Here is a 25,078-nt window from a genome sequence, read left to right as displayed (position 1 = left end):
AAAGGCATCGTCATGTCCACCCGCACCTCCACCCGTACCTATGCCCGCCACCTCGGCGTCGCCGCCCGCGCGATGCTCGTCGCCACCGCCGTGCTCGGCCTCGCCTACACCGCCGTGATCACCGGCATCGGGCAGCTCGCCCTCCCCGCGCAGGCGAACGGCTCGCTCGTGCGCGGCACCGACGGACAGGTCGTCGGCAGCGCGCTGATCGGCCAGTCCTTCACGGATGCCGACGGCGCGGCCCTGCCGCAGTACTTCCAGTCGCGGCCGTCCGCCGCCGGCGACGGCTACGACGGCATGGCCTCGAGCGGCTCGAACCTCGGGCCCGAGAACAGCGACCTCGTGGCCGCGATCGGCGAGCGCCAGGCCGCGATCGCCTCGTCGGACGGCGTGGCGATCGGCGACATCCCGGCCGACGCCGTCACGGCATCCGGGTCGGGCCTCGACCCGCACATCTCGCCGGCGTACGCGCAGCTGCAGGTGGCGCGTGTCGCCGAGGCCCGGGGCCTGGATCCCGCCGCGGTGTCGGCGCTCGTCGATCAGCACACCACCGGCCGGGACCTCGGATTCCTCGGCGAGCCCCGGGTGAACGTGCTCGAGCTGAACCTCGCCCTCGACGCCCTCGGACGCTGACGCGTGCGGGACGGCGGCAAGCGGCGCCGCGACGCGCCGCGCTCGCTCGCTCGCTCGACGAGCGGGGCGGAGTCGGAACCCCCGGGAGCAACCGCACTGCAAGGCCGCCGCGCCGACACGCCGTCGGTACGGCGGATGCCACGGCGTGTCCCCCGGCATCCCTTGCAGTTCGGGCCGGTTGCGGTGGGTTCAGCTCGGGCAGGTGGGGGCAGCCGGGTCCTGTCGGGCGGGGTGGCCGGGCCGGGTCGGTCGGGTCGGGCCTGCGGCGGGAGCCCCGTCCGAGCCGCGGACCCCACCCCAACTGCAAGGCCGGCGCGGCGACACGCCGCCGGTGCGATGGATGCCACCGCGTGTCCCCCCGGCATCCCTTGCAGTTCGGGTCGGTTGCGGTGGGTTCTGGGCGGGTCGGTCGGGGTGGCCGGGTCCTGTCGGTCGGGTCGGTTCGGTCGGGTCGGGTCGGGTCGGGTCGGGTCGGGCCTGCGGCGGGAGCCCCGTCTGGCCCGCGGACCCCACCCCAACTGCAAGGCCGACGCGCCGACACACCGCCCCCGCAACGGATGCCACGGCGCGTCGCCCGGCATCCCTTGCAGTTCGGGTCGGTTGCCGGGTCGGGCGGGCGGCACAGCCCGGGTCGACCGAGCCGGGCCTGGTCCCGCCGCTCACGCCGGGCCCACGAGAACAGCTTCGGCGGGGGCCGGAGAACCGACGGGAGAACTAGGGTGAACGCATGAAGCGCGGCAGGCTGCGGGTGCTGCTCGGGGCCGCGCCCGGCGTGGGCAAGACGTACGAGATGCTGTCCGAGGGGCGCCGGCTGCTCGCCGACGGCCACGACGTCGTCGTCGGCATCGTCGAGACGCACGGGCGCGCCGCGACCGCCGCGCAGGCGGAGGGCCTCCCCACGCTCGCGCGCCGGCGGCTGCGCCACCGCGAGGTCGAGCTCGACGAACTCGACCTCGACGGCCTGCTGGAGCGGCATCCGGAGATCGCGCTCGTCGACGAGCTCGCGCACACCAACGCGCCGGGCTCGCGCAACGAGAAGCGCTGGCAGGACGTCGAGGAGCTGCTGGCGGCGGGCATCGACGTCATCACGACCGTCAACGTGCAGCACATCACCTCGCTCGGCGGGGTGGTCGCGCAGATCACGGGCGTCGCGCAGCGCGAGACGGTGCCGGATGCCGTGGTGCGCGCGGCCGATCAGATCGAGGTGGTCGACCTCGCGCCGCAGTCGCTGCGCGACCGGCTCGCCGCCGGTGCGGTCTACCCCGCCGAGCGGATCGACGCGGCCCTGTCGAACTACTTCCGTCTGGGCAACCTCACGGCGCTGCGCGAGCTCGCGCTGCTGTGGCTCGCCGACGAGGTCGACAGCGCGCTGCAGAGCTACCGCGAGGAGCACGGCATCCGCGGCGCATGGCAGGCCCGCGAGCGCGTCGTCGTCGCCCTGACGGGCGGCCCCGAGGGCGACACCCTGCTGCGCCGCGGCGCACGCATCGCGGCGCGCGCGGCCGGCGGCGAACTGCTGGCCGTGCACGTGACGACGCAGGAGGGCTTGCGCGCCGCCGCGCCCGGGGCGCTGGCCGCCCAGCGGGCGCTGGTCGAATCGCTGGGCGGCAGCTACCACCAGGTCATCGGCGAGGACGTGCCGCGCACGCTCGTCGACTTCGCGCGCTCCGTCAACGCGACGCAGCTCGTGCTGGGAGCGAGCCGGCGCAGTCGGCTCGGCGCGGCGTTCACGGGTCCCGGCATCGGCGCCACGGTCATCCGCGAGTCGGGCGACATCGACGTCCACATCGTCACGCACGCGGCCGCGGGCGGCGCGCTGCACCTGCCGCGGGTCACCGGCGGCGCGCTCGGCTGGCGCCGCCGCATCCTGGGGCTCGTCGTCGCGCTGACGGGCGGGCCGTTGCTGTCGTGGCTGCTGTTCGCGACATCCAACGACGAGACGATCACCTCCGATGTGCTCGCGTATCAGCTGCTGGTGGTGGTCGTCGCCCTGATCGGCGGCATCTGGCCGGCCCTGTTCGCGGCGGTGCTGTCGGGACTCACGCTCGACTTCCTCTTCATCGATCCCCGCTTCACCGTCACGATCGACAACCCGCTGCACGCCCTGTCGCTCGTGTTGTACGTCATCATCGCGATCCTCGTGAGCTGGATCGTCGACCAGGCCGCGCGGCGCACGCGGCGGGCGCGTCGGGCGGCAGCGGAATCCGAGCTGCTCGCGACGGTGGCCGGCAGCGTGCTGCGCGGCGAGAGCGCCGTTCCCGCGCTGGTCAGCCGCACCCGCGAGGCGTTCGGCCTGAGCGGGGCGCGCCTGCTCGCCGGCGACGGATCGAGCGGAGAGGTGCTCGCCACCGACGGCGAGCCGGTACGGGACGGTCGCGCCGTCGTCGTGCCGGTCGGAGCCGACGCGAGCGGACGGCCTCGTGCGACCCTCGAACTCCACGGCGGCGACGTCGACGCGCTCGAACGCCGGCTGCTCGACGTGATCACGGCGCAGCTCGCGGCCGCGCTCGAGCACGGCGACCTCACGCAGACGGCGCGCACCGCCGATGCCCTCGCCGCCACCGACCAGGTGCGCACGGCGCTGTTGTCGGCGGTGAGCCACGACCTGCGGCGTCCCCTGGCCGCCGCGATCGCCGCCGTCGGCGGCCTGCGGGCCGCGGGGCCCTCCCTGAGCGCCGACGACCGCGACGAGCTCATCGCCACGGCGGACGAGTCGCTCGCCGCGCTCGCGTCGCTCGTCACCGATCTGCTCGACGTCAGCCGCGTGCAGGCCGGCGTGCTGGCCGTCTCGCTGGCCCCGGTGGATGTCGCGGCGACGGTGCTGGAGGCGATCGACGAGCTCGGGCTCGGCCCCGATGCCGTCGAGCTCGCCCTCGATCCGGCGGTCCCGGCCGTCCGCGCCGATCCGGTGCTGCTGCAGCGCGTCGTGGTCAACGTGCTCGCGAACGCCCGCCGCTACGCCCCGTCCGGCACGCGCGTGCGCATCGCGTCGAGCCGCCTCTCCGCGACCGTCGAGCTGCGCATCGTCGACCACGGCCCGGGCGTCGAGACGGAGCGGCAGGGCGACATCTTCGCCCCGTTCCAGCGACTCGGCGACACCGACAACACCACCGGGCTCGGCCTCGGCCTCGCCCTCTCGAAGGGTTTCACCGAGGGGATGGGCGGAACGCTCACGCCCGAGACCACTCCCGGCGGCGGCCTCACGATGGTGATCTCGCTGCCCGTGGATGCCGCGGCATCCGTCACCGCGACGACCACCCGCTCCGGGGCGGGAGGATGACACCGTGAAGATCCTGGTCGCCGATGACGACCCGCAGCTCGTGCGGGCCCTGCGCATCACCCTCGCCGCACACGGCTATGAGGTCGTCGCCGCCCCCGACGGCGCCGCCGCGATCGCGCTCGCGGCGCAGGCCCGGCCCGACATCGTGATGCTCGATCTCGGGATGCCGCGCCTCGACGGCGTCGAGGTGATCCACGCGCTCCGCGGCTGGACCGACGTGCCGATCCTCGTCGTCTCCGGACGCACGGGATCGGCCGACAAGGTCGAGGCACTGGATGCCGGGGCCGACGACTACGTCACGAAGCCGTTCCAGATCGATGAGCTGCTCGCGCGGCTGCGGGCCCTCGGGAGGCGCCGATCCGGGGGTGCCGCGGCATCCGCCGACGCGCCCGTCGTGCGCTTCGGCGACGTCGAGGTCGACCTCGCCGCGACGCGGGTGGTGCGCGGGGGCGAGGTCGTGCACCTCACGCCGACCGAGTGGCGGATGCTCGAGTTCCTGGCCCGCAACCCCGGCACGCTGGTCACCCGGCAGAACCTGCTGAGGGACATCTGGGGCACCGATCAGGTGGCGGACTCGGGATACCTGCGCCTGTACATGTCGCAGCTGCGCAAGAAGCTCGAACGCGACCCCGCCCACCCGCAGCATCTGCTGACGGAGCAGGGCATGGGCTACCGGCTGGTGCTCGGGGACTGACCCGACCACGCCGCCGCGGCGTGCCACGTTTCGACTCGCTGCGCTCGCTCAACGACCGGAGAACGCGCCCTCCCCGGTCGTTGAGCGAGGCGCGCAGCGCCGCGTCGGCCCGTCCCGCGCCCGCCCCATCAGAACTGCAAGGCCGTAGCCGCGACACGCGGGCAGGGACAAGGGATGCCGCGGCGTGTCAGGCAGCATCCCTTGCAGTTGCGTCGCGGATCGCTCGAGGACGGGCGTGTCGATTCGCTCCGCTCCCTCACGTTTCGACTCGCTGCGCTCGCTCAACGACCGGAGGGCGCAGCCTCCCCGGTCGTTGAGCGAGGCGCGCAGCGCCGCGTCGAACCGCCCCGACCCCTCAGCCCGCGACGACCGCCTCCAGCCGCGCGTACGACGACTCCATGCCGTCGGTCATCCCCGTGGCGAGGATCATGTCGCGCGTCTCCTTGTCGGGGTACTCGATCAGCAGCGTCAGCAACGTCGCGCCATCCTCCTCGTAGAGCTGGAGGTCGTTGAGGTTGGCCGGTCCCGGAACCCCGATCATCCGCTCGGTCGACACCTCGCGCCAGATCGGCTCGCTGAGCACGGTCTCGCTCTCGAAGCCGAACCGGGTCGACTCGTCGTCGCCCTGCTGCCACACGAAGCGGGTGGTCTCGCCGACCTCGCACTCGATCATCTGCCAGCCGTCGGGTCCCAGCAGCCACTGCCGCAGCAGCTCGGGCTCGTGGTGGGCGCGCCACACCAGCTCGCGCGAGCCCTCGATGAGTCGGGTGATGCGCACGTGCTGATCGGTCAACAGCTCGGTGCGGGTGCCCTTGCCCTGCGCGTAGGCGCGGAGGTCCTGCAGCACCGCGTCGAGCTGGCTCATCGCGAGGCGCGAACCCTCGATCGCGCCCATCGCGACGACCTGCTCGAGCGCCTCGAGCGAGGTGAAGTAGGTGGTGTTGGTCAGGCGAGAGCCCTCGGCGGTCGCATCGAAGGAGAACAGCATCCGCATCGATGGGAAGCCTTCGAGCTTCTCGCCGTCGTCACCGACGAACGAGTCGAGCACCTCGAAACTGCGACCGGGCTCGACGTTCAGGACCTCCCACGATCCGGCGGAGCGCTCCCCCCGCGGACTCGTCATGCGGTAGTCCACGCGACCGCCGGGGCGGAGGTCGAACGCGGTGAACGTCGCCGGCCAGCCGGGAGGACCCCAGAACCGCTCGAGCTGCCGCGGGTCGGTGAAGGCCTCCCAGAGCCGGGAGACGGGAGCCGCGGCATCCGCGACGAGGGTCATCGTGAGGTTCTCGGGGTCGGTCGTGATGTCGGTGACGGGCATGTCAGTCTCCTTGCGTGGGACGGGGATCGTGCGGTTCAGCCAGCAGGGCGTCGAGGCGGTCGATGCGCGAGCGCCAGAGGTCTTCGTAGCGGGCGAGCAGCGCCCGGGCGCGGGCGATCATGCGCGGGTCGGCGCGCACGAGGCGCTCGCGTCCCTCGGCGCGCTTGATGACGAGGCCGGCGGCCTCGAGCACGGCGATGTGCTTCTGCACGGCCGCGAACGACATGTCGTAGTCCGCGGCGAGCGCCGACACCGACTGCTCGTCGACGATCGTGCGTCGCAGGATGTCGCGCCGCGTCGCCGCCGCGAGGGCGTGGAACAGGCGGTCGGTCTCATCGTCGCTCAACTCAGTTTGTACAACCATTTGGTTGTACGTTAGGGCAGGGGATGCTGCGTGTCAATGCCCCCGTTTCACAGCCCCGGAGACCTCACCGTCGAACCTCTGCGGACGTCGCGGCGCACACCGACGGCACCGGCCCTCCGGGCTGCGGACATGAAGCCGCGCCTGCGTCGTCGCGAGCGCCTGTGGCGGCCCGGACTCCTCCACATCGACACGCGGCATGGTCGAATGCGGCTCGGTGACCGCCCCGGGCCAGCGGGTGGAGGAGTTCGGGACCCGGCGGCGCGGCGCGGCGAGTCGGGCAGGCACGGCGACCCGGCGCGCCCGGCCCGTCAGGTGTCGCTGGCTTGCGCGGCCCGAACTCCTCCACATCGGCCGCTGGGTCCCGCTCCGCGGCGTTCCTGGACAGCTTCGACTCGCGACCGGAGGAGTTGGGGACACAGCGACCCCGGCACGGCACGGCTCGGCTCGGAACGGCACGGCGGGCCAGGCACGACACGCGCGACCCGGGCACGCGCGGCACGTCAGCCGACGCTCGCATGCGCGGCCCGAACTCCTCCACATCGGACGACGCCGCCCACCCTGAGGCGCTCCTGGACGGCTTCGACGTGCGAATGGAGGAGTTGGGGACACGGCGACGCCGGCGCGGCGCGGCTCGGAAGGGCACGGCGGGCCAGGCATCGAGACCCGAGCACGCGTGGCCCGTCAGCCGACGCTCGCTTGCGCGACCCGAACTCCTCCACATCGGCCGCTGGGTCCCGCCCCGCGGCGTTCCTGGACAGCTTCGACCCGCGACTGGAGGAGTTGGGGACACGGCACGGCTCGGCACGGCGGGCACCGCACCGCGACCCGGGCACGGCGCGGTGCGTCAGGCGGCGCAGGCGATGCAGGTCGTCGCCATGGGGCGCGCCTCGAGCCGGCCGGGAGCGATCGGGGCACCGCACACGAGGCAGACGCCGTAGGTCCCGGCATCCACCCGCGCGAGCGCGGCGTCGACCTCCGCCCGCTCGTCGCGCACGGAGCGGCGGAGCGCGTCGATGCGCTGCCACTCCCCCGACAGGGTCGAGCCCTCCGGGTCGTGCTCGTCGTCGGCGGTCGCGTCGGACCGATCGGTGCGCACGGCGACCTCATCGGCGTCGAGCCGGGCGAGCATCTCGTCGAGCTCCGCGGCGCGGGCCCTCAGGCACAAGACGGGGTCGGTCATCCCTGGTAGCCGATGAGCCACGTCACCCCGAACCGGTCGCGCACCTGTCCGTCGTGATCGCCCCACGGCCGCAGTGCGAGCGCGTCGAGCACCTCGCCACCCTCGGCGAGCGCCGCGAACCACTCCTCGAGCGTCGCCGGCTCGGCGGTGCCCAGGAGGGAGAACAGGATGCCGCGGAGTTCGAGGGTCTGCTCGCCGCTCCCGGCATCCGACGCGAAGAGCTCGACCGGACCCTGCAGCATGCCGTGCGCGATGCGGTCGGCGGGCCCGTCGTCGCGCCCGAACTCGCCGAAGGTCGAGAGGACGAGTCCGCCGCCGAAGACGCCCCGGTAGAACTCGAGCGCGTCGCGTGCCGTGCCGTCGAAGGAGAGGTACGGGGTGAGTCCGGTCATGGGGGCGAGGATACGTCGAACCCGCGACACGCACGACCCCTCCTGTCAACCCCCGTGCGCGTCGCGCCGACTCGGCGAACAGTGGAGGGCACCACGAAGGAGGACGAGATGACCGATCCGCAGACGTCCGACACGATCGACGGCACGGCCGGCGTCGGCACCGAAGACGCCCCCGAGGGCGTCGAGCCCGACACCGAGGCGCTGACCGAGCCGAGCACCGAGAAGGACCCGGGCGAGGAGCCCCTGGCACCGCATCCGGAGGAACCGCTCGCGCCGAATCCGGAGGAGCCCCTCGCGCCCACTCCGGACCAGCCGACGATGCCGCAGGCGGAGGAGCCCAGCCACCACGCCGTGGGCATCGGCGTGATCGACGACGAGGTCTGACGGCGACTGCGCACCGGTTCCGCGTCGGCCCGGTTTCAGGACCTCAGCCCGCGCCGGGCGGCGACCGCACCGCACCGCCAGCCGGGCGCATCGCCGCCGCGAGGCGGCGCGATCTCGGCGGTGTCGATCCCCGAGCCCTCCAGAAGCCAGGCGATCAACGAGTTCGAGTTCCACATGTCGCCGATCCCGAACGGATCGCGTCCCCAGACGAAGCGAGGCGCACGGCCCACCCGCGCGATCAGCGCGCCTACCGCCGCGGGTGACAGGGCGAGCCGACGGGGCGGCTCCACGGCCCACCGGCGATCGGGGATGACGCCGTCCTTCCAGCAGCGGATCTCGTAGCGGAAGAGTCGGGATCCCCCGAGCCGGCGCGATCCCACCGGTCCCTCGGCGACGACGCCGCGGGGGCCCACCGGACCGCCCCAGGCCGGCGTCATCTCGATGACGTATCCGGCCTCTCCGTCGAAGACCTCGAGGGCGGCATGGAAGAGGCGCCGCGGCGACCGACGCGCCCGGAGGGCGCGCAGCGACTCCCACCAGCGGCTCGTCCGGACGACGACGCGCCCGCCCGCCCCGACGGGCAGCCACCACAGGGCGGCGTAGGAGCCGGTCATGAGCGTCGACCGACGCGAGACGGAGAGCCCATGCGTCGAGGCTACCGACCCTCGTCATCCGGGCCACGGCCCGAACTCCTCCACCCCGCCACGGCCCGAACTCCTCCACCCCGCCGCCGAACCCGGCGGATCGGGCTGTGGCCGCCTCCGACAGGCGCGGATGGAGGAGTTCGGGACACGAGCAGACGCGGAGCAGACGAGGAACGGACCCCGCGGAGCGGGCCACGGGCGCGCGCCCGTGCCGGACAGCGTCCCGGCTAGACTGAGGCCGTCCCCGGCAGCCGAGTCTTGGAGTCCCGCCGCGTGAGCACCCCCGCATCCGACAGCAAGGTCGCAGACACTGTCGAGAACGCCGTCCAGACGCCGGAGAAGGAGCAGCCGTACGCGGCACTCGGACTCAAGAGCGACGAGTACGACCAGATCAAGCAGATCCTCGGCCGCCGCCCCACCAGCGGCGAGCTGGCGATGTACTCGGTGATGTGGAGCGAGCACTGCTCGTACAAGTCCTCCAAGATCTACCTGCGCCGCTTCGGGCAGAAGGTCTCCGAGGAGATGAAGGCGCGCCTCATGGTCGGCATGGGCCAGAACGCCGGCGTCGTCGACGTGGGCGAGGGCTGGGCGGTCACCTTCAAGGTCGAGAGCCACAACCACCCCAGCTACATCGAGCCGTTCCAGGGCGCCGCGACCGGCGTCGGCGGCATCGTCCGCGACATCATCTCGATGGGCGCGCGCCCCGTCGCGGTCATGGACCAGCTGCGCTTCGGCGCCATCGACAACCCCGACACGGCCCGCGTCGTGCACGGGGTGGTCAGCGGCATCAGCTTCTACGCGAACTGCCTGGGCCTGCCGAACATCGGCGGCGAGACGGTCTTCGACTCCGTCTACCAGGGCAACCCGCTCGTCAACGCCCTCGCGGTCGGCGTCATGCGCCACGAGGACATCAAGCTCGCCAACGCCACCGGCGCGGGCAACAAGGTCGTCCTCTTCGGCGCCCGCACGGGCGGCGACGGCATCGGCGGCGCATCGATCCTCGCGTCCGACACCTTCGCCGACGGCGGCCCCACCAAGCGGCCGGCCGTGCAGGTGGGCGACCCGTTCGCCGAGAAGGTGCTCATCGAGTGCTGCCTGGAGCTCTACCGCGACGAGCTCGTCGAGGCGATCCAGGACCTCGGCGCCGCCGGCATCTCCTGCGCCACGAGCGAGCTGGCCGCCAACGGCGGCTCGGGCATGCGCGTCGACCTCGAGAACGTGCTGCTGCGCGATCCCACGCTCACGCCGGAGGAGATCCTCATGAGCGAGAGTCAGGAGCGCATGATGGCGATCGTCGCGCCCGAGAAGCTCGACGCGTTCCTGGCCGTCACGGGCAAGTGGGATGTCGAGACGAGCGTGCTCGGCGAGGTCACCGGCGACGGCCGCCTGCAGATCTTCTGGCACGGCGAGCAGATCGTCGACGTCGACCCCTCGACCGTCGCCGTCGACGGCCCGGTCTACGAGCGCCCGGTCGCCTACCCCACGTGGATCGACGCCCTGCGCGACGACTCGGCCTCGGCCCTCGACCGCACCGACGACCCCGCGACCCTGCGCACGCAGTTCCTCGATCTGCTGGGCAGCCCCAACCTCGCCGACACCAGCTGGGTCACCAACCAGTACGACTACTACGTCATGGGCAACACGGCGCTGAGCTTCCCCGATGACGCCGGCATGATCCGCGTCGACGAGGAGAGCGGCCTCGGCTTCGCGATCGCGACCGACTGCAACGGCCGCTTCTGCCAGCTCGACCCGTATGCGGGTGCGCAGCTGGCCCTCGCCGAGGCGTACCGCAACGTCGCCGTCACGGGGGCCGTTCCCACGGCCGTCACCGACTGCCTGAACTTCGGCAGCCCGGAGAACCCCGAGGTCATGTGGCAGTTCGGCCAGGCCGTCGACGGTCTCGCCGACGCGTGCCTCGAACTCGGCGTCCCGGTCACCGGCGGCAACGTCAGCTTCTACAACCAGACCGGCGACACCCCGATCTTCCCGACGCCGGTGGTGGGCGTGCTGGGCATCATCGACGACGTCGCCCGCCGCATCCCGAGCGGCTGGCAGGATGCCGGCGAGAACATCTATCTGCTGGGTGTCACGGCCACCGAGCTGAGCGGATCGGCGTGGGCCGAGACCGTGCACGGCCACCTCGGCGGACGCCCGCCGGCGGTCGACCTCGCGCAGGAGAAGCGCCTGGCGGAGCTCATCCACGCGGCATCCCAGCAGGAGCTCGTCTCGAGCGCGCACGACCTCTCGTCGGGCGGGCTCGCCCAGGCCCTCGCCGAGGCGGTGACGCGGTTCGGTGTCGGCGCGCGCGTGTGGCTGCGCGAGATCATGGAGCGCGACGGCGTGGATGCCGCGACCGCCCTGTTCAGCGAGTCGACCGGCCGCGTCATCGTGTCGGTGCCGCGCGAGGAGGACGTGAAGTTCCGCGGACTGTGCGAGGGCCGCGGCTACCCGGTGCTGCGCATCGGCGTGACCGACGTCGCGGCGGACGGCGACGAGCCGGCGCTCGAGGTGCAGGACGTGTTCACGGTGACCGTCGGCGAGCTGCGCGCCCGCGCGCAGGCCACGCTGCCCGCGGCGTTCGGTCCGACCGTCACCGAGCCCGTAGGCTGAGCGCATGAGCGACGAGGACGAGTACACCGGCATGAACGAGGCGCGCACGCGCCGCACGCGCATCATCGCCTGGGTCACGATCATCGCCCTCATCCTCGTGGGCGGCGGCGCGACGGTGCTCGCCCTGCTCTTCGGCTGAGCCGGCGCGCGGGCTCCTCGGCGCATCGCGCACTCCGCGTCGGATCGAGAGGCCTCGGCCGGTACGGATGCCGCGGCATCCGGTCTGCGAGCGCTCCCAGGCGTTCTCGTTAGGCTGAGGACGTGGATCCGCTCTGGGCGTCTCTCGCCGAGTTCTGGTGGATCGGGCCGACGGTGATCGGCACCGGCACCCTCGGCTGGCTCGGGCTGCGCCGGGAGCGTCGGCAGCGCCACCGCCGCATCGAGCTCGACGCGGCGCGCCTGGAGATGCACGCCGCCCGCCGCGCGGCGACGGCCGCGCGTGCCCGGCACCGGGTGGCGCGCACCGAGCTGGCGCGGGTGCAGGCCGAACAGGCGACGGGGCGCGCCGGTCGCGCGGACGTGATCGCCGCACGGCGCGAGCTCGACCGTGCCGCCGACGAGGCGCGAGCCGCCGCGGCGACCGCGCGCGCCCGACGTGCGCACGTGGCGGCCGCCCGCGCGGCGCTGCCCGCGGCGACGGATGCCGCCGACACCCCCACCGCGCGACTGCTGGCCACGCACGACGCGATCACGGCGCGATGGATGACCTATGAGACCGATCCCGCGCGGCTGATCGCCTTCCCGGCGATGACCGATGCCCGCCAGCCGCTGACGGCGGCGTTCCTGGCCGCGGAGCGGCGGGCGCGCGAACGGCGTCCGGCCTCCGCGCAGGCGCGCATCACGCCGCCGCAGTTCGCCGCGTACCGGGATGCCGTGGCGGCCGTCTCCCGCGCATTCGATGCGGCCGAGGCCGACGCCTGGCGGCAGGCGCGGGCGGCGGGCGACGCCCCGGCACGACCGGCGCCCGGCGACCCCGATGCGCCGCGCGCCGGCACGATCGGGATCGCCCCGTGGACGGAGATCGCGCAGAACCTCACCCAGACGGTCACGCACACGGTGATCGCGCGGGGGACGGAGGCGTTCGCCCGCGTGATGGCGACCCGGGGATCGCAGGCGGCGTCGGCGCCGCCCGGCGACGCGGACACGACGCAGAACGCCGAAGACCCACCCCCGGGCACCGCCGGCCCCGCCCCTTCCGGCCGTCCCGACGCTCCCGGCGGTCCGATCTGGCCCGTGCCGCGACGCCCGCGCGCCTAGGCCTCGCCGCGCAGAGGCCTCCCCGCGCATAGGGTTGAGGCCGTGGACCAGTTCTGGATCTTCGCCCAGCACTATTGGTGGCTGGTGTTCCCCGTTCTCGGCGTCGCGGGCGGCGCGCTGCGCCGGTGGGACGTGCTCGCGCAGCGTCGTCACGCGCGTCGGCTGGAGGTCATGAAGGCGAAGGCCGAGCTGAAGACCATCACGGCGTCCACCCGCGTCTCCGGAAGCGACCCCCAGCCCATCACGAAGCCCTCCCCGCTGCCCGATCAGCTGGAGAAGCTGTTCGCGGTCCACGACGACGTGACCGCACGGTGGTTGGAGTACGAGCTCGATGTGGCCCGCATGATCGCCTTCCCCACCATGAGCGACGGCCGCCAGCCCCTGACCGCGGCGTTCCTGCGTGCCAAGAAGGTCGCCGACCGTCTGCGCCCGCCGTCGGCCGATGCCCGGGTCGGCGCGGACCAGGTCGCCGAGTACCGGGCGGCGGTGACCGACTACGAGGTCGCCTTCGATCTCGCCGAACGCGAGGCCCGACGCGTGCGCGACTCGCAGTTCACCGAGACCGAGCGCAAGCGTCTCGCCACCGCGCAGCAGCTGCTGGCCGTCGCTCTCGACGAGTCCGCGACGCCGGCCGAGCGCCAGGTCGCCTACCGGCGGGTGCGCGAGGAGGTCGACGGCCTGCTGGCCCTGTCCGACGAGGCCGTCGAGATCCTCGAGAACCGCGTGGCCTTCCAGCTCGAGCGTCCGCATCCCGCTTCCGACGACGAACGGGGCCCGGCGAACGCCGGACCCCGTCCCTGACGGTCACGCCTTACGCGGTGAGGCCGTCGACCCATTCCTGGTTGTCGGCGATCCACTGCTTCACGACGGGGCCGTAGTCGTCGCCGCTGTACTGGTTGAACATGGCGTCCTCGAGCGAGGCGAGCTTGTCGCCCGGCATCGAGAAGCCCGAGATCCAGCCGTGCACCTCGGGGTGGTCCTGCGCGAACGAGGTCGCGGCCACCGAGTGGATGCTCTCGGCATCCCCCAGCAGTCCCTTCGGGTCGGCGAGATCCTTCACCGGGAACGCGTTGTACGCCCAGTGCGGCCGCCACAGGGTGACGGCGATGTTCTGCCCGGCATCCGTCGCCTTCTTCAGCTCGGCGAGCATGGCGGGCGTCGACGACTCGACGAGCTGCAGGCCGTCCAGCCCGTAGCCCGGCACGACGTCGTCGACGGTGATGCGCATGAGTCCGGATCCGGGCTCGATGCCGATGATCCGGCCGCCGAACTGGTCGGATGCCGCGGCGAGCTCGTCGAGCGAGTCGATCGGCGCATCCGCGTTCACGGCGATGGTGAGCCGGGCGTCGTCGTTCCATGCGCCGAGGTCCTCGACCTTGTCGCCGTAGCGCTCCATGTAGTCGGAGTGGGTCGTGGGCAGCCAGGTGTCGAGGACGAGGTCGAAGTCGCCGCGGGCGAGCCCCTGGTACACCGGGGCGACGTCGGCGTACGTGAGCGTCACGTCGTAGCCCTTGTCCTCGAGGATCGACTGCCACAGGTACGACGCGGCGATGCCTTCGTCCCACCCGTTGAACACGGCGATCTCGATCGACTTCGGGTCGGAGGCGGATCCGCCGGCGCCTCCGGCGCATCCGCTCAGGGCGAGCGCGGTCGCCGCGGTCAGGGCGATGCCGCCCAGAATGCTCCTGGTGTTCTTCATGCTGACGTCCTCTCCATCCGCGTGCTGTCCGCGGATCGTTCGGTGTCAGCCGCGGACTCTCCGCGGCTGGGGCGGGCGTCGTGCCCGCCGGGTCGGGGGGCGGTGCGGGCACGGCGCGGTGCGCGCGGGCGCCCGAGCGCCGAGGTGAGGCGGTCGAGGATCATGGCGATCATCACGACCGACAGCCCGGCCTCGAAGCCGAGGCCCACGTTGATGCGGCCGATGGCGCGGACGATCTCGCCGCCGAGGCCGCCGGCGCCGACCATCCCGGCGATGACGACCATCGAGAGGCTGAGCATGATCACCTGGTTGATGCCGGCCATGATCGACGGCAGCGCGAGCGGGATCTGGATCTGGCGCAGCACGCGCGCCGGGGAGGCCCCGAAGGCGTACCCGGCCTCGACGACCTCGCTGTCCACCCCGCGGATGCCGAGCTCGGTGAGGCGGACGCCGGGTGCGATGGCGAACAGGATCGTGGCGATCATGCCGGGGACCGCCCCGACGCCGAAGAAGATGATCGCCGGGATCAGGTAGACGAAGGCGGGCATCGTCTGCAGGAAGTCGAGCACGGGACGCACGATGCGCGACACGGTGTCGCTCCGCGCCGCCCAGATGCCGACCGGGATCGCGATCACGATCGCCACCAGCGCCGCGACGATCACGAGCGCGAGGGTGTCCATCGCGTTGTCCCACTGGTCGACGGCGACGATGACCAGCAGTCCCAGCGCGGTACCGAGCGCCAGCCGCCAGCCGCTCACGGCGAAGGCGGCCGCGGCGAGCACCAGGATCAGCAGCCAGAACGGGGGCGCCATGAGCACGGCATCCACCCCGTCGTAGACGGCACCGAGCACGAACGCGACGGCGTCGAAGAGCCCGCGCAGCACGTCGCCGAGCACGTCGACGACGGCCTCGGCCCACTCTCCGACGGGAATGCGCAGCGCCTCCATCAGCGACCCCCTTCCGCCGCGGCGTCGACGAGCGGCGTGAACTCCGCCACCATCTCCAGCGGCGTCTGCACCACCGGCATCTCGCGCGTGGTCGGCGGCACGTTGCCGAGCGCCGCGAGCAGCGTGATGCGCGGGATGACGCCGCGCAGGCGCCCGTCGGCGTCGACGACCGCGAGCGGGACGGTCGCCTCGACGGCGGTCTCGACGATGTCGGTGAGCAGGTCGTCGGGCCCGACGGTCGGCACGTGCGCATCGACGATGCGGCGGAGGTCGGTCTCCCCCGACTTCACGGCGCGGATGACCGCCCGATCCGTCACGACGCCGACCAGACGCCGATTCTCGGTGGCGAACACCGCGCCGGCCTGGTTCTCGCGCATCGCGCGGAGAGCCCCGCGCACGCCCGCGGTGATCGGCGTGGACAGCGTGGGCGGCTCCATGACGGCGGATGCCGTGAGCACTCGCGCCCGGTCGACGTCCTGGACGAACTGGGCGACGTAGTCGTTGGCCGGGTCGGTGAGGATCTCCTCCGGCGTGCCGTTCTGCACGATGCGCCCATCGCGCATGACCGCGATGCGGTCGCCGAGGAACATCGCCTCGTTGAGGTCGTGCGTGATGAACACGATCGTCCGGCCCAGCTCGCGCTGCAGCTCGACGAGCTGCTCCTGCATCTCGCGACGGATGAGGGGGTCAAGGGCGGAGAAGGCCTCGTCCATGAGCAGGATGTCGGTCCCGGCGGTGAGCGCCCGCGCGATGCCGACGCGCTGGCGCATGCCGCCGGACAGCTGGTCCGGAAGCGCGTCCGCGCGATCGCCGAGCCCGACCCGCTCCAGGATGTCGCGGGCCCGCTCGCGGCGCTCCGCCTTTCCGACGCCCTGGATCTCGAGGGCGTAGGCGGCGTTGTCGAGCACGCTGAGGTGCGGCAGCAGCGCGAAGTGCTGGAAGACCATCGACACCGACGCGCGGCGGATGCTGCGCAGCTGCGCGGCGGAGGCCGTCGTCACGTTGCGGCCGTCGATCGTCACCTCGCCGGCGGTGGGGGCGAGCAGGCCGTTGAGCATGCGGATGATCGTCGACTTGCCCGAGCCGGACAGCCCCATGATCACGAAGATCTCGCCGCGGTTCACGGTGAAGCTGGCATCGACGACGGCGGCCGTCCCGGCATCCGCCACGTCGGAGCGGGACTGTCCGGCGCGCAGCCGCGCGACGGCATCCTTCGGATCGCGTCCGAAGACCTTGAACAGATGCCGCGCCTCCAACAGGGGCGCAGCGGAAACAGCGTCGGTCACAGAACACCTCGGCAGCCCGGTGCACAGGCTGCATCGGTCACGCCCGGGTGACGGCCGCTCGCGCTCGTGCTGAACGCTCGGCGCAGGACATCGGGTCCGCGCAAAGGCCGCCGACCGTACGTCCGCCGGTGCCAACGGGCACGACAGCGGTCGCGGACTGGTCTGGGTCATCGACCCCGCAAGGGGCCGTGCTCCACGGTTTCATCCCTGTGAATGCTCACGCAAATTGGACCTTTCGCCGACGGCTCGCTATCGCGCGTGCGCGCGGGCCGGGCCGCGGGACGCGACGCTTGACGTCATCGACGTTCTATGGTTACTTAGTCAAGTAATTAACCAAGAAACCGGATGCCGGGAGGTCCCGTGATCGACGAGGGACGCGCACTCTTCGTGCAGATCGCCGAGAACGTCGAGGACTCCATCGTGGACGGCAGCCTCGCCGAGGACTCGCGTGCGCCATCGACCAACGAGCTCGCAGCGTTCTACCGCATCAACCCGGCCACGGCCGCGAAAGGGGTGAACATGCTCGTCGAGAAAGGTGTCCTCGTGAAGCGGCGCGGCATCGGGATGTTCGTCGCGATCGGAGCGCGCGAGCAGCTGCGCCTCGAACGCAGGGCCGCGTTCGCCGCACGCTTCATCCAGCCCCTGCTGGCCGAGGCGCGCACGCTCGGCCTCACCCCGGACGAACTCGCCACCCTCGTCCGCGAACAGGCCGCCGCACGGCCGGCCTCCGCCGCCCACCCGTCCGCACCAGCACCGACCGCCCCGTTCCCGGAAGGAGACGCACGATGACCGTCGTCGACGTGACCGATCTCGTCAAGCGCTACAAGGACACCACCGCCCTCGACCGCGTCTCGCTCGCCCTCGAGGAGAACGTCATCTACGGCCTGCTCGGACGCAACGGCGCCGGCAAGACCACGCTGATGTCGATCCTCACGGCGCAGAACTTCGCCACCTCCGGTGACGTGCGCGTGTTCGGGGAGAGCCCCTACGAGAATGCCCGGGTGCTCACCCGCGTCTGCTTCGTGCGGGAGAGCCAGCGCTACCCCGACGACGCCCGACCGGGCCACGCGTTCCGCATGGCGCGCATGTTCTTCCCCCACTGGAACCAGGAGCTCGCGGACGACCTCGTGCGCGCGTTCCAGCTGCCGATGAAGACACGGATCAAGAAGCTCTCCCGCGGACAGCTGTCGGCCGTCGGCGTGATCATCGGCCTGGCCTCGCGCGCCGAGCTGACCTTCTTCGACGAGCCCTATCTCGGGCTGGATGCCGTCGCCCGGCAGATCTTCTACGACCGCCTCCTCGCCGACTACGTGGAGCACCCGCGCACGATCGTGCTCTCCAGCCACCTCATCGACGAGGTCGCCGACCTCATCGAGCGGGTCATCGTCATCGACCGCGGCCGCATCCTGCTCGACGAGGAGACCGACGCCGTGCGCGGGCGGGCCGCGACGATCGTCGGCGACGCCGACGCGGTGGCCGCCTTCACCGCGGGCCGCGAGGTGCTCCACCGGGAGAGCCTCGGGCGCGTCACCAGCGTCACGGTGCTCGGCGCGCTCGATGCCGACGACCGGGCACGCCTGGCGGCATCCGGCCTCGAAGCGGGGCCCGTGTCGCTGCAGCAGCTGATCGTCCGCCTCACCCAGCACCAGGCCGAGAACGCCGCCGCCGAAGGAGCACTCCGATGAACCGTGTCGTCACCGTCGCCCGCATGCAGTTCGTCAACAAGTACACGTTCGTGTGGCTGCCGCTGATCATCCTCGGCGCCACGCTCGTGCTCTCCATCGCGATCTTCGCGATGATCCCGTACGGCGGCGCGAAGTACGGCGGCGGAAGTCAGGCGCCGATCTGGTACTTCTTCGGCCTGGGCATCATGTCGCTGAGCTACACCTTCCCGTTCTCGCAGGCGCTGAGCATCACCCGGCGGGAGTTCTTCTTCGGCACCATGCTGGCCGCCCTCGTGACTGCGGCGATGCTCGGCCTCGTCTTCGCCGTCGGCGGCGCCGTCGAACGGGCCACGGGCGGCTGGGGAGTGAACGGCTACTTCTTCTCGCTCGACTGGATCTGGACGGCGGGCGCGATCGGCGCCGGCGTCTTCTTCGGCGTCACGGCGATGCTGCTGTTCATCCTGGGGTTCTGGGGAGCCACGATCTACCGGCGGTACGGCGCCCTCGGCCTCACCGTGGCCCTCGTCACGGTCGGCCTGCTGCTGGTCGCCGCACTGTGGCTCGTCGCCCGACTGGAGGCCTGGGCCGCGGTCGGCGCCTGGCTCACCGCGCTGGGACCGATGGGCCTCACCGGCGTGCTGGCGGTCGCGGGGGTCGCGCTGGGGGCGGTGTCGTTCGCGACTCTCCGCCGCGCCATCCCCTGAGCCGTCGGGCCGCGACGCCGGGCCGCGTCAGTCTGCGGCGCCCGCCGCCGCGTGATGGCGGATGACCTCCGCGACGACGAAGTTGAACCACTTCTCCGCGAACTCGGGGTCGAGGTCGGCATCGAGCGCGAGGCGGCGCAGACGCGCGATCTGCTGCTCTTCGCGGGCGGGGTCGGATGCCGGCATCCGGTGCTCCGCTTTGAGCACACCGACCTGCTGCGTGGAGCGGAAGCGCTCGGCCAGCAGGAAGATGAGTGCGGCGTCGATGTTGTCGATGCTGGCACGCAGGCGCTGCAGGTGCGCGGCGGCGTCGGTCATGTGCTCCCTTTCGTCTCCGCCGACCTTACCGGCTCCGCCGCCGCGCAGCCTTAGAGTGTGACCATGGCAGTAGGCACCGACGAGCCCGGCAAGCGTTCACTTCTGCGGCGCGCGAAGACGCAGACGACGCCCGACGTCGACGAGGGCGGCCGGCCGCCGGTCGCGTCCTCGGCGGAGTCCGGCACGCCGCCGGTGGCACGATCCGGACGGCAGGTCTGGACCACGATCAACCGCCCCTTCGTCGCCGGCTTCTTCCTCACGTTCGGCGGGTTGGTCGCGATCCTCCTCGGCCTCGCCGTCAGCAGCCTCGTGACCGTCTGGATCTACGTCGCCTTCGCCCTGTTCGTGGCGCTCGGCCTCAATCCCGTCGTGCAGCGTCTGCAGCGTCACGGCGTCGCGCGCGCCTGGGCGATCGTCATCGTCTACTTCGCCTTCGCGGTCCTGATCACCGCGGTGGTGTGGCTGATCGTCCCGACGGTCGTCCGCCAGATCAGCCAGTTCATCACCGACCTGCCGACGCTCGTCTCGTCGTTCCAGCAGACGGAGCTGTACGCCTGGGTGCGCGAGCAGTTCGGCGACCAGGTGCCGGTGATCCTCTCCGAGGTGCAGAAGTTCCTGACCGATCCGGGACACATCGCGGCCATCGGCGGCGGCGTCCTGCAGATCGGCATCTCGATCGGCACGACCCTCTCCGGCATCATCATCATCGTCGTGCTGAGCCTGTACTTCCTGGCCTCGCTGCCCGAGATCAAGCAGGCGTTCTACCGCATGGTCCCCGCGCGCAGCCGCGAGCTGGCGGCGGATCTCACCGAGCAGATCACCGAGTCCGTCGGCGGATACCTGGGCGGGATGGTCGTGCTCGCGTTCTTCAACGCGGTGGTCAGCTTCATCCTCTACACGGTGCTCGGACTGCCGTTCCCCGCCCTCATGGCGGTCGTGGCCTTCTGCCTGACGATCATCCCGCTGGTCGGAACGGTGCTCTTCTGGGGCATCGCCTCGATCGTCGCCCTGTTCGCCAGCCCGCTGTCCGCGCTGATCTTCGCCCTCGCCTACCTCGTGTACATGCAGCTCGAGGCATACGTGCTGACGCCGAAGGTCATGAACAAGGCGATCGCGGTCCCCGGGGCGCTCGTCGTCATCGGCGCGCTCGTCGGCGGCACACTGATGGGCCTGCTCGGCGCTCTGGTCGCGATCCCCGTGACGGCGTCGATCCTGCTCATCATCAAGAAGGTCTTCATCCCGAAACAGGATGCCGCCATCTGAGGCCCCTGTAATTCTGAAGCCCCTGTAATTGCTGGGCTTATTTTAAGTCCTTGACAAAGTAGACGTCGGCTCGCGATGCTGACCAGCGACGGAACCAGTGGGTGTTCCGCGCTGATCAAGGAGGATCGTGAAACGACATGTTCTCGCCGCGCTGGTCACAGCCGCGGCCGTGGCGGCGACCGCCGTCCTACCCGTGACGGCGGCGCACGCCGCCGCCCTCACCTCCGCCGACTTCCTCAAAGCCAGCGGCAACGTGCTGAAGAAGTCCTCGGGCACGGGCGCCGCCGTGAACCTCCGGGGCACGAACATCGGTGGATGGCTCACCCAGGAGGACTGGATGTCGCCGCTGGGCGAGTTCGCCGCCGACCGCACCGGCTGGACCGCGACGGCCTCGGCGGGGACCCCCGCGAACGCGCTGGACGGATCGGGCACGAGCCGATGGACGACCGGCGCGAACCAGGCCGGCGGCGAGTGGATCCGCCTCGACCTGGGGGCGGCCACCCTCTTCAACCGGCTCACGATCGACAACACGGCCAATGGCGGCCAGTGGCCACGGGCGCTCACCGTCGAGACCTCGTCGAACGGCTCGACGTGGACGAGCGTGGCGAACCAGCCCGGAGCGGACGGTCTCACCACGGTGAAGTTCAGCCCGCAGGTGGCGCGGTACGTGAGGGTCACGCAGACCGGCACCGCCGCGGCGCCGTGGTCGGTCGGTGAGATCAACCTCTACAGCGACCCGGTGCTGTTCAACGGCACGCACACGGCCACCGCGACCTCCAGCGCCCCCGGCACGAACGCCCAGATGACGCTCGACGGCAACGTCTCCACCGTGTGGCAGAGCGGCGCTCCGCAGGCGCCCGGACAGTCCCTGACGGTCGACCTGGGACGCAACGTCGACATGGACAAGGTGCTGTTCGACGCCGGCGCGGCCACGGCGAACGACTATCCCCGGGTGTACGACGTGTTCACGTCGTACGACAACGCGAGCTGGACGAAGGTGGCGAGCGGCTACGGCGCGAACCGCGTCGTGCAGGCCGACTTCCAGGGCACCAAGAACGGCCGCTACCTGCGGATCACGTCCAACGGCACCTCGTCGCAGTGGTGGTCGGTCGCAGAGATCGCGATCTCGAGCGGGACCTCGCTCGACCGCGGAGGATGGGCCGTCACCTCCTCGGTGGGCGCCTCCCCCGCGAACATGCTCGACGGCACCACCTCGACACGGTGGAGCACCGGCGCCGCGCAGGCACCGGGACAGTCGGTGACGGTGGACATGGGCGCGCTCATCACCCTCAACAACGTCACGACCGACACGGCCAAGAACACCACCGACGAGGACGACTGGCCGCGCGGCTACACGCTCCAGCTGTCGCGAGACGGGTCGAGCTGGAGCACCGTGGCCACCGGTGCGGGAACCAAGAAGGCCTCGACGATCGGGTTCACGGCGCAGGCGGCGCGCTACTTCCGGCTCACCCAGACCGCAAGCGCGGGCAACTGGTGGTCGATCGGCGAGCTCACCGCCGGTCTCTACAACGACGACTACTCGCTGACCAACACGATGACCGCGCGCTTCGGCGCCACCACCACGGCCTCCGTCGTCGGCACGCACCAGGACACCTGGTTCACGGCGAACGACCTCGACGCGATCCAGGCCACGGGGATGAACTTCATCCGCGTGCCGATCGGGTGGAACGTGTTCCTGAACCTCGACGGCACCTGGAAGTCGAACCCCTGGTCGAAGATCGACTGGGTCGTGAACGAGGCGGCATCCCGCGGGATCTACGTGCTCATCGACCTGCACACGGTTCCCGGCGGCGGCTGCCCGTGGGGCTCCTGCGGTCGCATCGGCCCGAATCCCAACGGGTTCTGGGGCAGCGCCACGTATCAGAACTGGGTGGAGGACATCTGGAAGAAGATCGCGACGCGCTACAACGGCAACCCCGCTGTCGCCGGCTACGACCTCATCAACGAGCCGCTGATCGACTACAACGAAGACAGCGACGACGTGGCCCAGAAGAGCGACTACTACAACCGGCTGTACACCGCGGTGCGCGCCATCGATGCGGATCACGCGATCTTCCTCGGCGCGTTCTTCGGCCTGGACAAGCTGGCGTCGCCGTCGACCTACGGGTGGACGAACGTCGTCTACGAGTACCACCCGTACGACATGCCGAACTCGAAGGACTGGACGGCGCAGAACCAGCTCGTGACGAACGAGCTGGGCGGACTGGCCGCGAAGCTCTCGAATCCCGGCGTGCCCATCCTCTACGGCGAATACTCGCTGTACTACAACGACGACGTCTGGGCACGGTTCATGGCGGGCCTCAACGCCTCGCAGGTGTCGTGGTCGAACTGGTCGTACAAGGTCAAGGGATCGGCGGAGGACGGCTTCGCGTACTGGGGCATGTACTACGACGATCGCAAGCCGGTGCCGGTCATCAACAGTGACGACGCGGCGACCTACCAGTCGAAGCTGTCGCAGTTCGGCACGGCCAACTTCACGCAGAACGCGCGCTTCGTCGCCACCATCGCGAAGTACGCCGGCGGCCTGTCGAGCTTCGCCCCGGTCGCCGTGAGCCACTCGGGATGGACGGCGACGGCATCCACGACCGCGGCCGGCAGCACAGCCGGCGCGGGGATCGACGGTGCGAACGGCACCTCGTGGAAGAGCGGTCAGGCCATGGCCGGCGGGGAGTGGTACCGCATCGACATGGGTGCGACCCGCACGGTCGCGATGGTGACGGTGCAGACCGACAGCGGATCGACGTGGGACTACCCGCGCGGGTTCACCGTCGAGACCTCGCTCGACGGGTCGACGTGGTCGACGGCCGCGACCGGCATCGCGTACGGCTGGAAACGCCCGATCTCGATCGCACCGACGAGCGCCCGCTACATCCGGATCACGCAGACCGGAGTCGCGCCGCAGTGGTGGTCGATCGACGAGGTGACGGTGTACTCGTCCTACTGAGCACGATCGGCGCAGGGGGTCGCGATGGCTGCGGCCCCCTGCGTCGTGTGCGGCGGATCTCCTCTTGCCGCCAGATCCGACATGCCTTAATCTAAGGCTTAGAGAAAGGACGAAGGAGTCTCTTCCCGTCCTCTCGCCGCCGAGTCCCGACTCGGCACCGCACCTCCTGCACCCCGAAAGGACATCTCGATGAAGAGAATGCGCTGGCTCGCCCTGGGCACCGCCGCCCTGACCGCAGTCACCCTCGCCGGATGCTCGTCATCCGCACCCGGCGACGGCGGCACCACCACCACGGAGCTGACCGTCTGGGTCATGGGCGACAGCTCCGCCCACTTCGACGCGCTCGTGAAGCCGTTCGAAGACAAGACGGGCATCGACGTGAAGACCGTCGCCATCCCGTGGGACAGCGTCGACCAGAAGTTCACGACGGCGGTCGCCTCGGGCGACGGGCCGGACGTGCTGCAGATCGGGCTCTCCAAGCTGCGCACCTACGCCGACAGCGGGGCGCTGCTCACCCTCGACGAGGCGACCCTCTCCGGCCACGAGAACCTCGCGGCATCCCGCTTCGTCGACGGGGTCGCCGGAGACGCGACCGCCATCGGCGGAAAGGTCGTGTCGGTGCCGTGGGTGTCGGACACCCGCGTGCTGTTCTACCGCAGCGACATCCTCGAGGCGGCGGGCATCAGCACCCCGCCCGCCACCTGGGACCAGCTGCGCGCCGACGCGAAGACCCTGGCCGGTCGTGGCGACGGATCGTACGGGTACTACATCCCCCAGTGGGACAGCGCCCTCCCGGTCATCATGACGTGGGATCAGGGCGGCGACATCGTCGACGGCCAGGGGAAGATCGACTTCGACACCCCCGCCTTCGGCAAGGCCGTCGACCTGTACACCGGGCTGTACGCCGACAAGAGCGTGCCGACGAACAGCGACTTCGACCAGACGCAGGGCTTCATCACGGGAAGCACGCCCATGCTCGTCAGCGGCCCCTACCTCGCGGCCGCCATCTCGCAGTCGGCGCCGGAGCTGGCCGGCAAGTGGAACGTCACCACCGTGCCCTCGGGGGCGACGGACACGTCGCTGCTCGCCGGCTCGAACCTCGGCGTCTGGGGCTCCACGAAGAACAAGGACGGCGCGCTCCAGCTGCTCGACTACCTGTCGCAGCCCGACGTGCAGGTGAGCTGGTACCAGTCCGACGGCCAGCTGCCGACCGTGAAGGCGGCGCTCACCGACAGCGCGCTGACCAGCGATCCGATGGTCTCCGTCTACACGAAGCAGCTCGCGTCCTCGCGCCTGCTTCCGCTCGTGCCGAACTGGGACGGCGAGACGGGGAAGGCGCTGCTCGACGCGCTGAACTCGATCGTGCTCACCGGGGCGAACCGCGATGAGGCGCTGACGACGCTGTTCACCACCACCGCCGGGACCCCCGCGAACTGAGCTCCGGGGGTGCGCGGCGACCCGATCGCCGCGCACCCC

General features: G+C 71.3%; 23 protein-coding genes. 14 read left to right on the top strand and 9 right to left on the bottom strand.

The genetic code is table 11. From position 1 onward, the window contains the following. Positions 1–12: 12 nt before the first annotated feature. From kdpC to AC6CQV_RS15010, 3 genes are all read left to right on the top strand, one after another. Positions 13–633, top strand: a complete 621-nt coding sequence (kdpC, locus tag AC6CQV_RS15020; protein ID WP_498259882.1) for a potassium-transporting ATPase subunit KdpC — start codon at positions 13–15, stop codon at positions 631–633. Positions 634–1,360: 727 nt separating this feature from the next. Then, positions 1,361–3,913 carry a DUF4118 domain-containing protein gene (locus AC6CQV_RS15015; protein ID WP_498259881.1) on the top strand — a complete coding sequence of 851 codons (2,553 nt, stop codon included), beginning with the start codon at positions 1,361–1,363 and terminating at the stop codon, positions 3,911–3,913. Between the two features lie 4 nt (positions 3,914–3,917). Continuing rightward, on the top strand, positions 3,918–4,607 hold the full coding sequence (locus AC6CQV_RS15010; RefSeq protein WP_101307049.1) for a response regulator: 690 nt from the start codon (positions 3,918–3,920) through the stop codon (positions 4,605–4,607). Between the two features lie 355 nt (positions 4,608–4,962). On the opposite strand, the gene AC6CQV_RS15005 is transcribed toward AC6CQV_RS15010, so the two are convergent. The 4 genes from AC6CQV_RS15005 to AC6CQV_RS14990 all read right to left on the bottom strand — a co-directional run bounded on the left by AC6CQV_RS15005 (position 4,963) and on the right by AC6CQV_RS14990 (position 7,861). Beyond that, entirely contained in the window at positions 4,963–5,925 is a 963-nt protein-coding gene (locus AC6CQV_RS15005; protein ID WP_101307050.1) for an SRPBCC family protein, read from the bottom strand. A gap of 1 nt (position 5,926) precedes the next feature. After that, entirely contained in the window at positions 5,927–6,289 is a 363-nt protein-coding gene (locus AC6CQV_RS15000; protein WP_060959087.1) for an ArsR/SmtB family transcription factor, read from the bottom strand. A gap of 844 nt (positions 6,290–7,133) precedes the next feature. Next, on the bottom strand, positions 7,134–7,469 hold the full coding sequence (locus tag AC6CQV_RS14995) for a TraR/DksA family transcriptional regulator (protein ID WP_498259880.1): 336 nt from the start codon (positions 7,467–7,469) through the stop codon (positions 7,134–7,136). After that, positions 7,466–7,861: a VOC family protein gene (locus AC6CQV_RS14990; RefSeq protein ID WP_060959085.1), complete on the bottom strand. Its 396-nt coding sequence runs from the start codon at positions 7,859–7,861 to the stop codon at positions 7,466–7,468. Before AC6CQV_RS14990 ends, AC6CQV_RS14995 begins: the two co-directional genes overlap by 4 nt. Positions 7,862–7,969: 108 nt before the next feature. Between AC6CQV_RS14990 and AC6CQV_RS14985 the strand changes: the two genes are divergently transcribed. Beyond that, entirely contained in the window at positions 7,970–8,245 is a 276-nt protein-coding gene (locus AC6CQV_RS14985) for a hypothetical protein (protein ID WP_498259879.1), read from the top strand. A gap of 35 nt (positions 8,246–8,280) precedes the next feature. Here the strand turns inward: AC6CQV_RS14985 and AC6CQV_RS14980 are convergent, their stop codons facing one another. Next, positions 8,281–8,859, bottom strand: a complete 579-nt coding sequence (locus AC6CQV_RS14980; protein ID WP_498259878.1) for a hypothetical protein — start codon at positions 8,857–8,859, stop codon at positions 8,281–8,283. Between the two features lie 303 nt (positions 8,860–9,162). Here AC6CQV_RS14980 and purL point away from each other — a divergent pair, with 303 nt between their 5' ends. The 4 genes from purL (at position 9,163) to AC6CQV_RS14960 (ending at position 13,557) form a co-directional block, all read left to right on the top strand. Next, positions 9,163–11,499: a phosphoribosylformylglycinamidine synthase subunit PurL gene (gene purL, locus AC6CQV_RS14975; protein WP_061782386.1), complete on the top strand. Its 2,337-nt coding sequence runs from the start codon at positions 9,163–9,165 to the stop codon at positions 11,497–11,499. Positions 11,500–11,503: 4 nt separating this feature from the next. Continuing rightward, positions 11,504–11,638 carry a hypothetical protein gene (locus tag AC6CQV_RS14970; RefSeq protein ID WP_255266093.1) on the top strand — a complete coding sequence of 45 codons (135 nt, stop codon included), beginning with the start codon at positions 11,504–11,506 and terminating at the stop codon, positions 11,636–11,638. 122 nt (positions 11,639–11,760) lie between these two features. Further along, the gene (locus tag AC6CQV_RS14965) at positions 11,761–12,756 is read left to right on the top strand and encodes a hypothetical protein (RefSeq protein ID WP_498259877.1); all 996 of its coding nucleotides are present in this window, start codon (positions 11,761–11,763) and stop codon (positions 12,754–12,756) included. 42 nt (positions 12,757–12,798) lie between these two features. After that, positions 12,799–13,557, top strand: coding sequence for a hypothetical protein (locus tag AC6CQV_RS14960; RefSeq protein ID WP_498259876.1), 759 nt, complete (start codon positions 12,799–12,801; stop codon positions 13,555–13,557). A 10-nt stretch (positions 13,558–13,567) separates the two neighbouring features. Here AC6CQV_RS14960 and AC6CQV_RS14955 read toward each other — a convergent pair whose 3' ends face one another. The 3 genes from AC6CQV_RS14955 to AC6CQV_RS14945 are packed head-to-tail and all read right to left on the bottom strand — an operon-like array spanning position 13,568 to position 16,688. Next, positions 13,568–14,455, bottom strand: coding sequence for a glycine betaine ABC transporter substrate-binding protein (locus tag AC6CQV_RS14955; RefSeq protein ID WP_498259875.1), 888 nt, complete (start codon positions 14,453–14,455; stop codon positions 13,568–13,570). After that, positions 14,452–15,402 carry an ABC transporter permease gene (locus tag AC6CQV_RS14950; protein ID WP_498259874.1) on the bottom strand — a complete coding sequence of 317 codons (951 nt, stop codon included), beginning with the start codon at positions 15,400–15,402 and terminating at the stop codon, positions 14,452–14,454. Before AC6CQV_RS14950 ends, AC6CQV_RS14955 begins: the two co-directional genes overlap by 4 nt. Continuing rightward, positions 15,402–16,688 (bottom strand): quaternary amine ABC transporter ATP-binding protein, encoded by a 1,287-nt coding sequence (locus AC6CQV_RS14945; protein WP_498259873.1) that lies wholly within the window; start codon positions 16,686–16,688, stop codon positions 15,402–15,404. Before AC6CQV_RS14945 ends, AC6CQV_RS14950 begins: the two co-directional genes overlap by 1 nt. Before the next feature lie 360 nt (positions 16,689–17,048). Between AC6CQV_RS14945 and AC6CQV_RS14940 the strand changes: the two genes are divergently transcribed. From AC6CQV_RS14940 to AC6CQV_RS14930, 3 genes are read left to right on the top strand one after another with little or no spacing between them, the layout of a single operon-like run. Beyond that, positions 17,049–17,477, top strand: coding sequence for a GntR family transcriptional regulator (locus AC6CQV_RS14940; RefSeq protein ID WP_060959654.1), 429 nt, complete (start codon positions 17,049–17,051; stop codon positions 17,475–17,477). After that, positions 17,474–18,373 carry an ABC transporter ATP-binding protein gene (locus tag AC6CQV_RS14935; protein ID WP_060959653.1) on the top strand — a complete coding sequence of 300 codons (900 nt, stop codon included), beginning with the start codon at positions 17,474–17,476 and terminating at the stop codon, positions 18,371–18,373. The genes AC6CQV_RS14940 and AC6CQV_RS14935 overlap by 4 nt, the downstream gene beginning before the upstream one ends. Then, complete coding sequence (locus AC6CQV_RS14930; protein ID WP_060959652.1) at positions 18,370–19,056, top strand: hypothetical protein; 687 nt, start codon at positions 18,370–18,372, stop codon at positions 19,054–19,056. The genes AC6CQV_RS14935 and AC6CQV_RS14930 overlap by 4 nt, the downstream gene beginning before the upstream one ends. Positions 19,057–19,083: 27 nt before the next feature. Here AC6CQV_RS14930 and AC6CQV_RS14925 read toward each other — a convergent pair whose 3' ends face one another. Then, a complete protein-coding gene (locus AC6CQV_RS14925; RefSeq protein WP_498259872.1) occupies positions 19,084–19,374 on the bottom strand; it encodes a chorismate mutase in 291 nt (96 codons plus the stop codon). A 63-nt stretch (positions 19,375–19,437) separates the two neighbouring features. Here AC6CQV_RS14925 and AC6CQV_RS14920 point away from each other — a divergent pair, with 63 nt between their 5' ends. The 3 genes from AC6CQV_RS14920 (at position 19,438) to AC6CQV_RS14910 (ending at position 25,039) form a co-directional block, all read left to right on the top strand. Continuing rightward, positions 19,438–20,637 carry an AI-2E family transporter gene (locus AC6CQV_RS14920; protein ID WP_498259871.1) on the top strand — a complete coding sequence of 400 codons (1,200 nt, stop codon included), beginning with the start codon at positions 19,438–19,440 and terminating at the stop codon, positions 20,635–20,637. A 127-nt stretch (positions 20,638–20,764) separates the two neighbouring features. Continuing rightward, positions 20,765–23,602: a discoidin domain-containing protein gene (locus AC6CQV_RS14915; RefSeq protein WP_101307065.1), complete on the top strand. Its 2,838-nt coding sequence runs from the start codon at positions 20,765–20,767 to the stop codon at positions 23,600–23,602. A gap of 189 nt (positions 23,603–23,791) precedes the next feature. Further along, a complete protein-coding gene (locus AC6CQV_RS14910; RefSeq protein WP_498259870.1) occupies positions 23,792–25,039 on the top strand; it encodes an extracellular solute-binding protein in 1,248 nt (415 codons plus the stop codon). Positions 25,040–25,078 lie beyond the last annotated feature (39 nt).

This window comes from Microbacterium sp. EG9, from assembly GCF_059759475.1.
The sequence above is the reverse complement of the archived record's forward strand: the minus strand, read 5'-3'. Positions and strand labels throughout refer to the sequence as shown.

Bases quoted from the DNA above. Each gene is read 5' to 3' on its own strand.
- kdpC (WP_498259882.1), top strand. From the start codon at position 13: ATGTCCACCCGCACCTCCACCCGTACCTATGCCCGCCACCTCGGCGTC.
- AC6CQV_RS15015 (WP_498259881.1), top strand. From the start codon at position 1,361: ATGAAGCGCGGCAGGCTGCGGGTGCTGCTCGGGGCCGCGCCCGGCGTG.
- AC6CQV_RS15005 (WP_101307050.1), bottom strand. From the start codon at position 5,925: ATGCCCGTCACCGACATCACGACCGACCCCGAGAACCTCACGATGACC.
- AC6CQV_RS15000 (WP_060959087.1), bottom strand. From the start codon at position 6,289: ATGGTTGTACAAACTGAGTTGAGCGACGATGAGACCGACCGCCTGTTC.
- AC6CQV_RS14995 (WP_498259880.1), bottom strand. From the start codon at position 7,469: ATGACCGACCCCGTCTTGTGCCTGAGGGCCCGCGCCGCGGAGCTCGAC.
- AC6CQV_RS14990 (WP_060959085.1), bottom strand. From the start codon at position 7,861: ATGACCGGACTCACCCCGTACCTCTCCTTCGACGGCACGGCACGCGAC.
- AC6CQV_RS14985 (WP_498259879.1), top strand. From the start codon at position 7,970: ATGACCGATCCGCAGACGTCCGACACGATCGACGGCACGGCCGGCGTC.
- AC6CQV_RS14980 (WP_498259878.1), bottom strand. From the start codon at position 8,859: ATGACCGGCTCCTACGCCGCCCTGTGGTGGCTGCCCGTCGGGGCGGGC.
- AC6CQV_RS14970 (WP_255266093.1), top strand. From the start codon at position 11,504: ATGAGCGACGAGGACGAGTACACCGGCATGAACGAGGCGCGCACGCGC.
- AC6CQV_RS14955 (WP_498259875.1), bottom strand. From the start codon at position 14,455: ATGAAGAACACCAGGAGCATTCTGGGCGGCATCGCCCTGACCGCGGCG.
- AC6CQV_RS14950 (WP_498259874.1), bottom strand. From the start codon at position 15,402: ATGGAGGCGCTGCGCATTCCCGTCGGAGAGTGGGCCGAGGCCGTCGTC.
- AC6CQV_RS14935 (WP_060959653.1), top strand. From the start codon at position 17,474: ATGACCGTCGTCGACGTGACCGATCTCGTCAAGCGCTACAAGGACACC.
- AC6CQV_RS14930 (WP_060959652.1), top strand. From the start codon at position 18,370: ATGAACCGTGTCGTCACCGTCGCCCGCATGCAGTTCGTCAACAAGTAC.
- AC6CQV_RS14925 (WP_498259872.1), bottom strand. From the start codon at position 19,374: ATGACCGACGCCGCCGCGCACCTGCAGCGCCTGCGTGCCAGCATCGAC.
- AC6CQV_RS14920 (WP_498259871.1), top strand. From the start codon at position 19,438: ATGGCAGTAGGCACCGACGAGCCCGGCAAGCGTTCACTTCTGCGGCGC.
- AC6CQV_RS14910 (WP_498259870.1), top strand. From the start codon at position 23,792: ATGAAGAGAATGCGCTGGCTCGCCCTGGGCACCGCCGCCCTGACCGCA.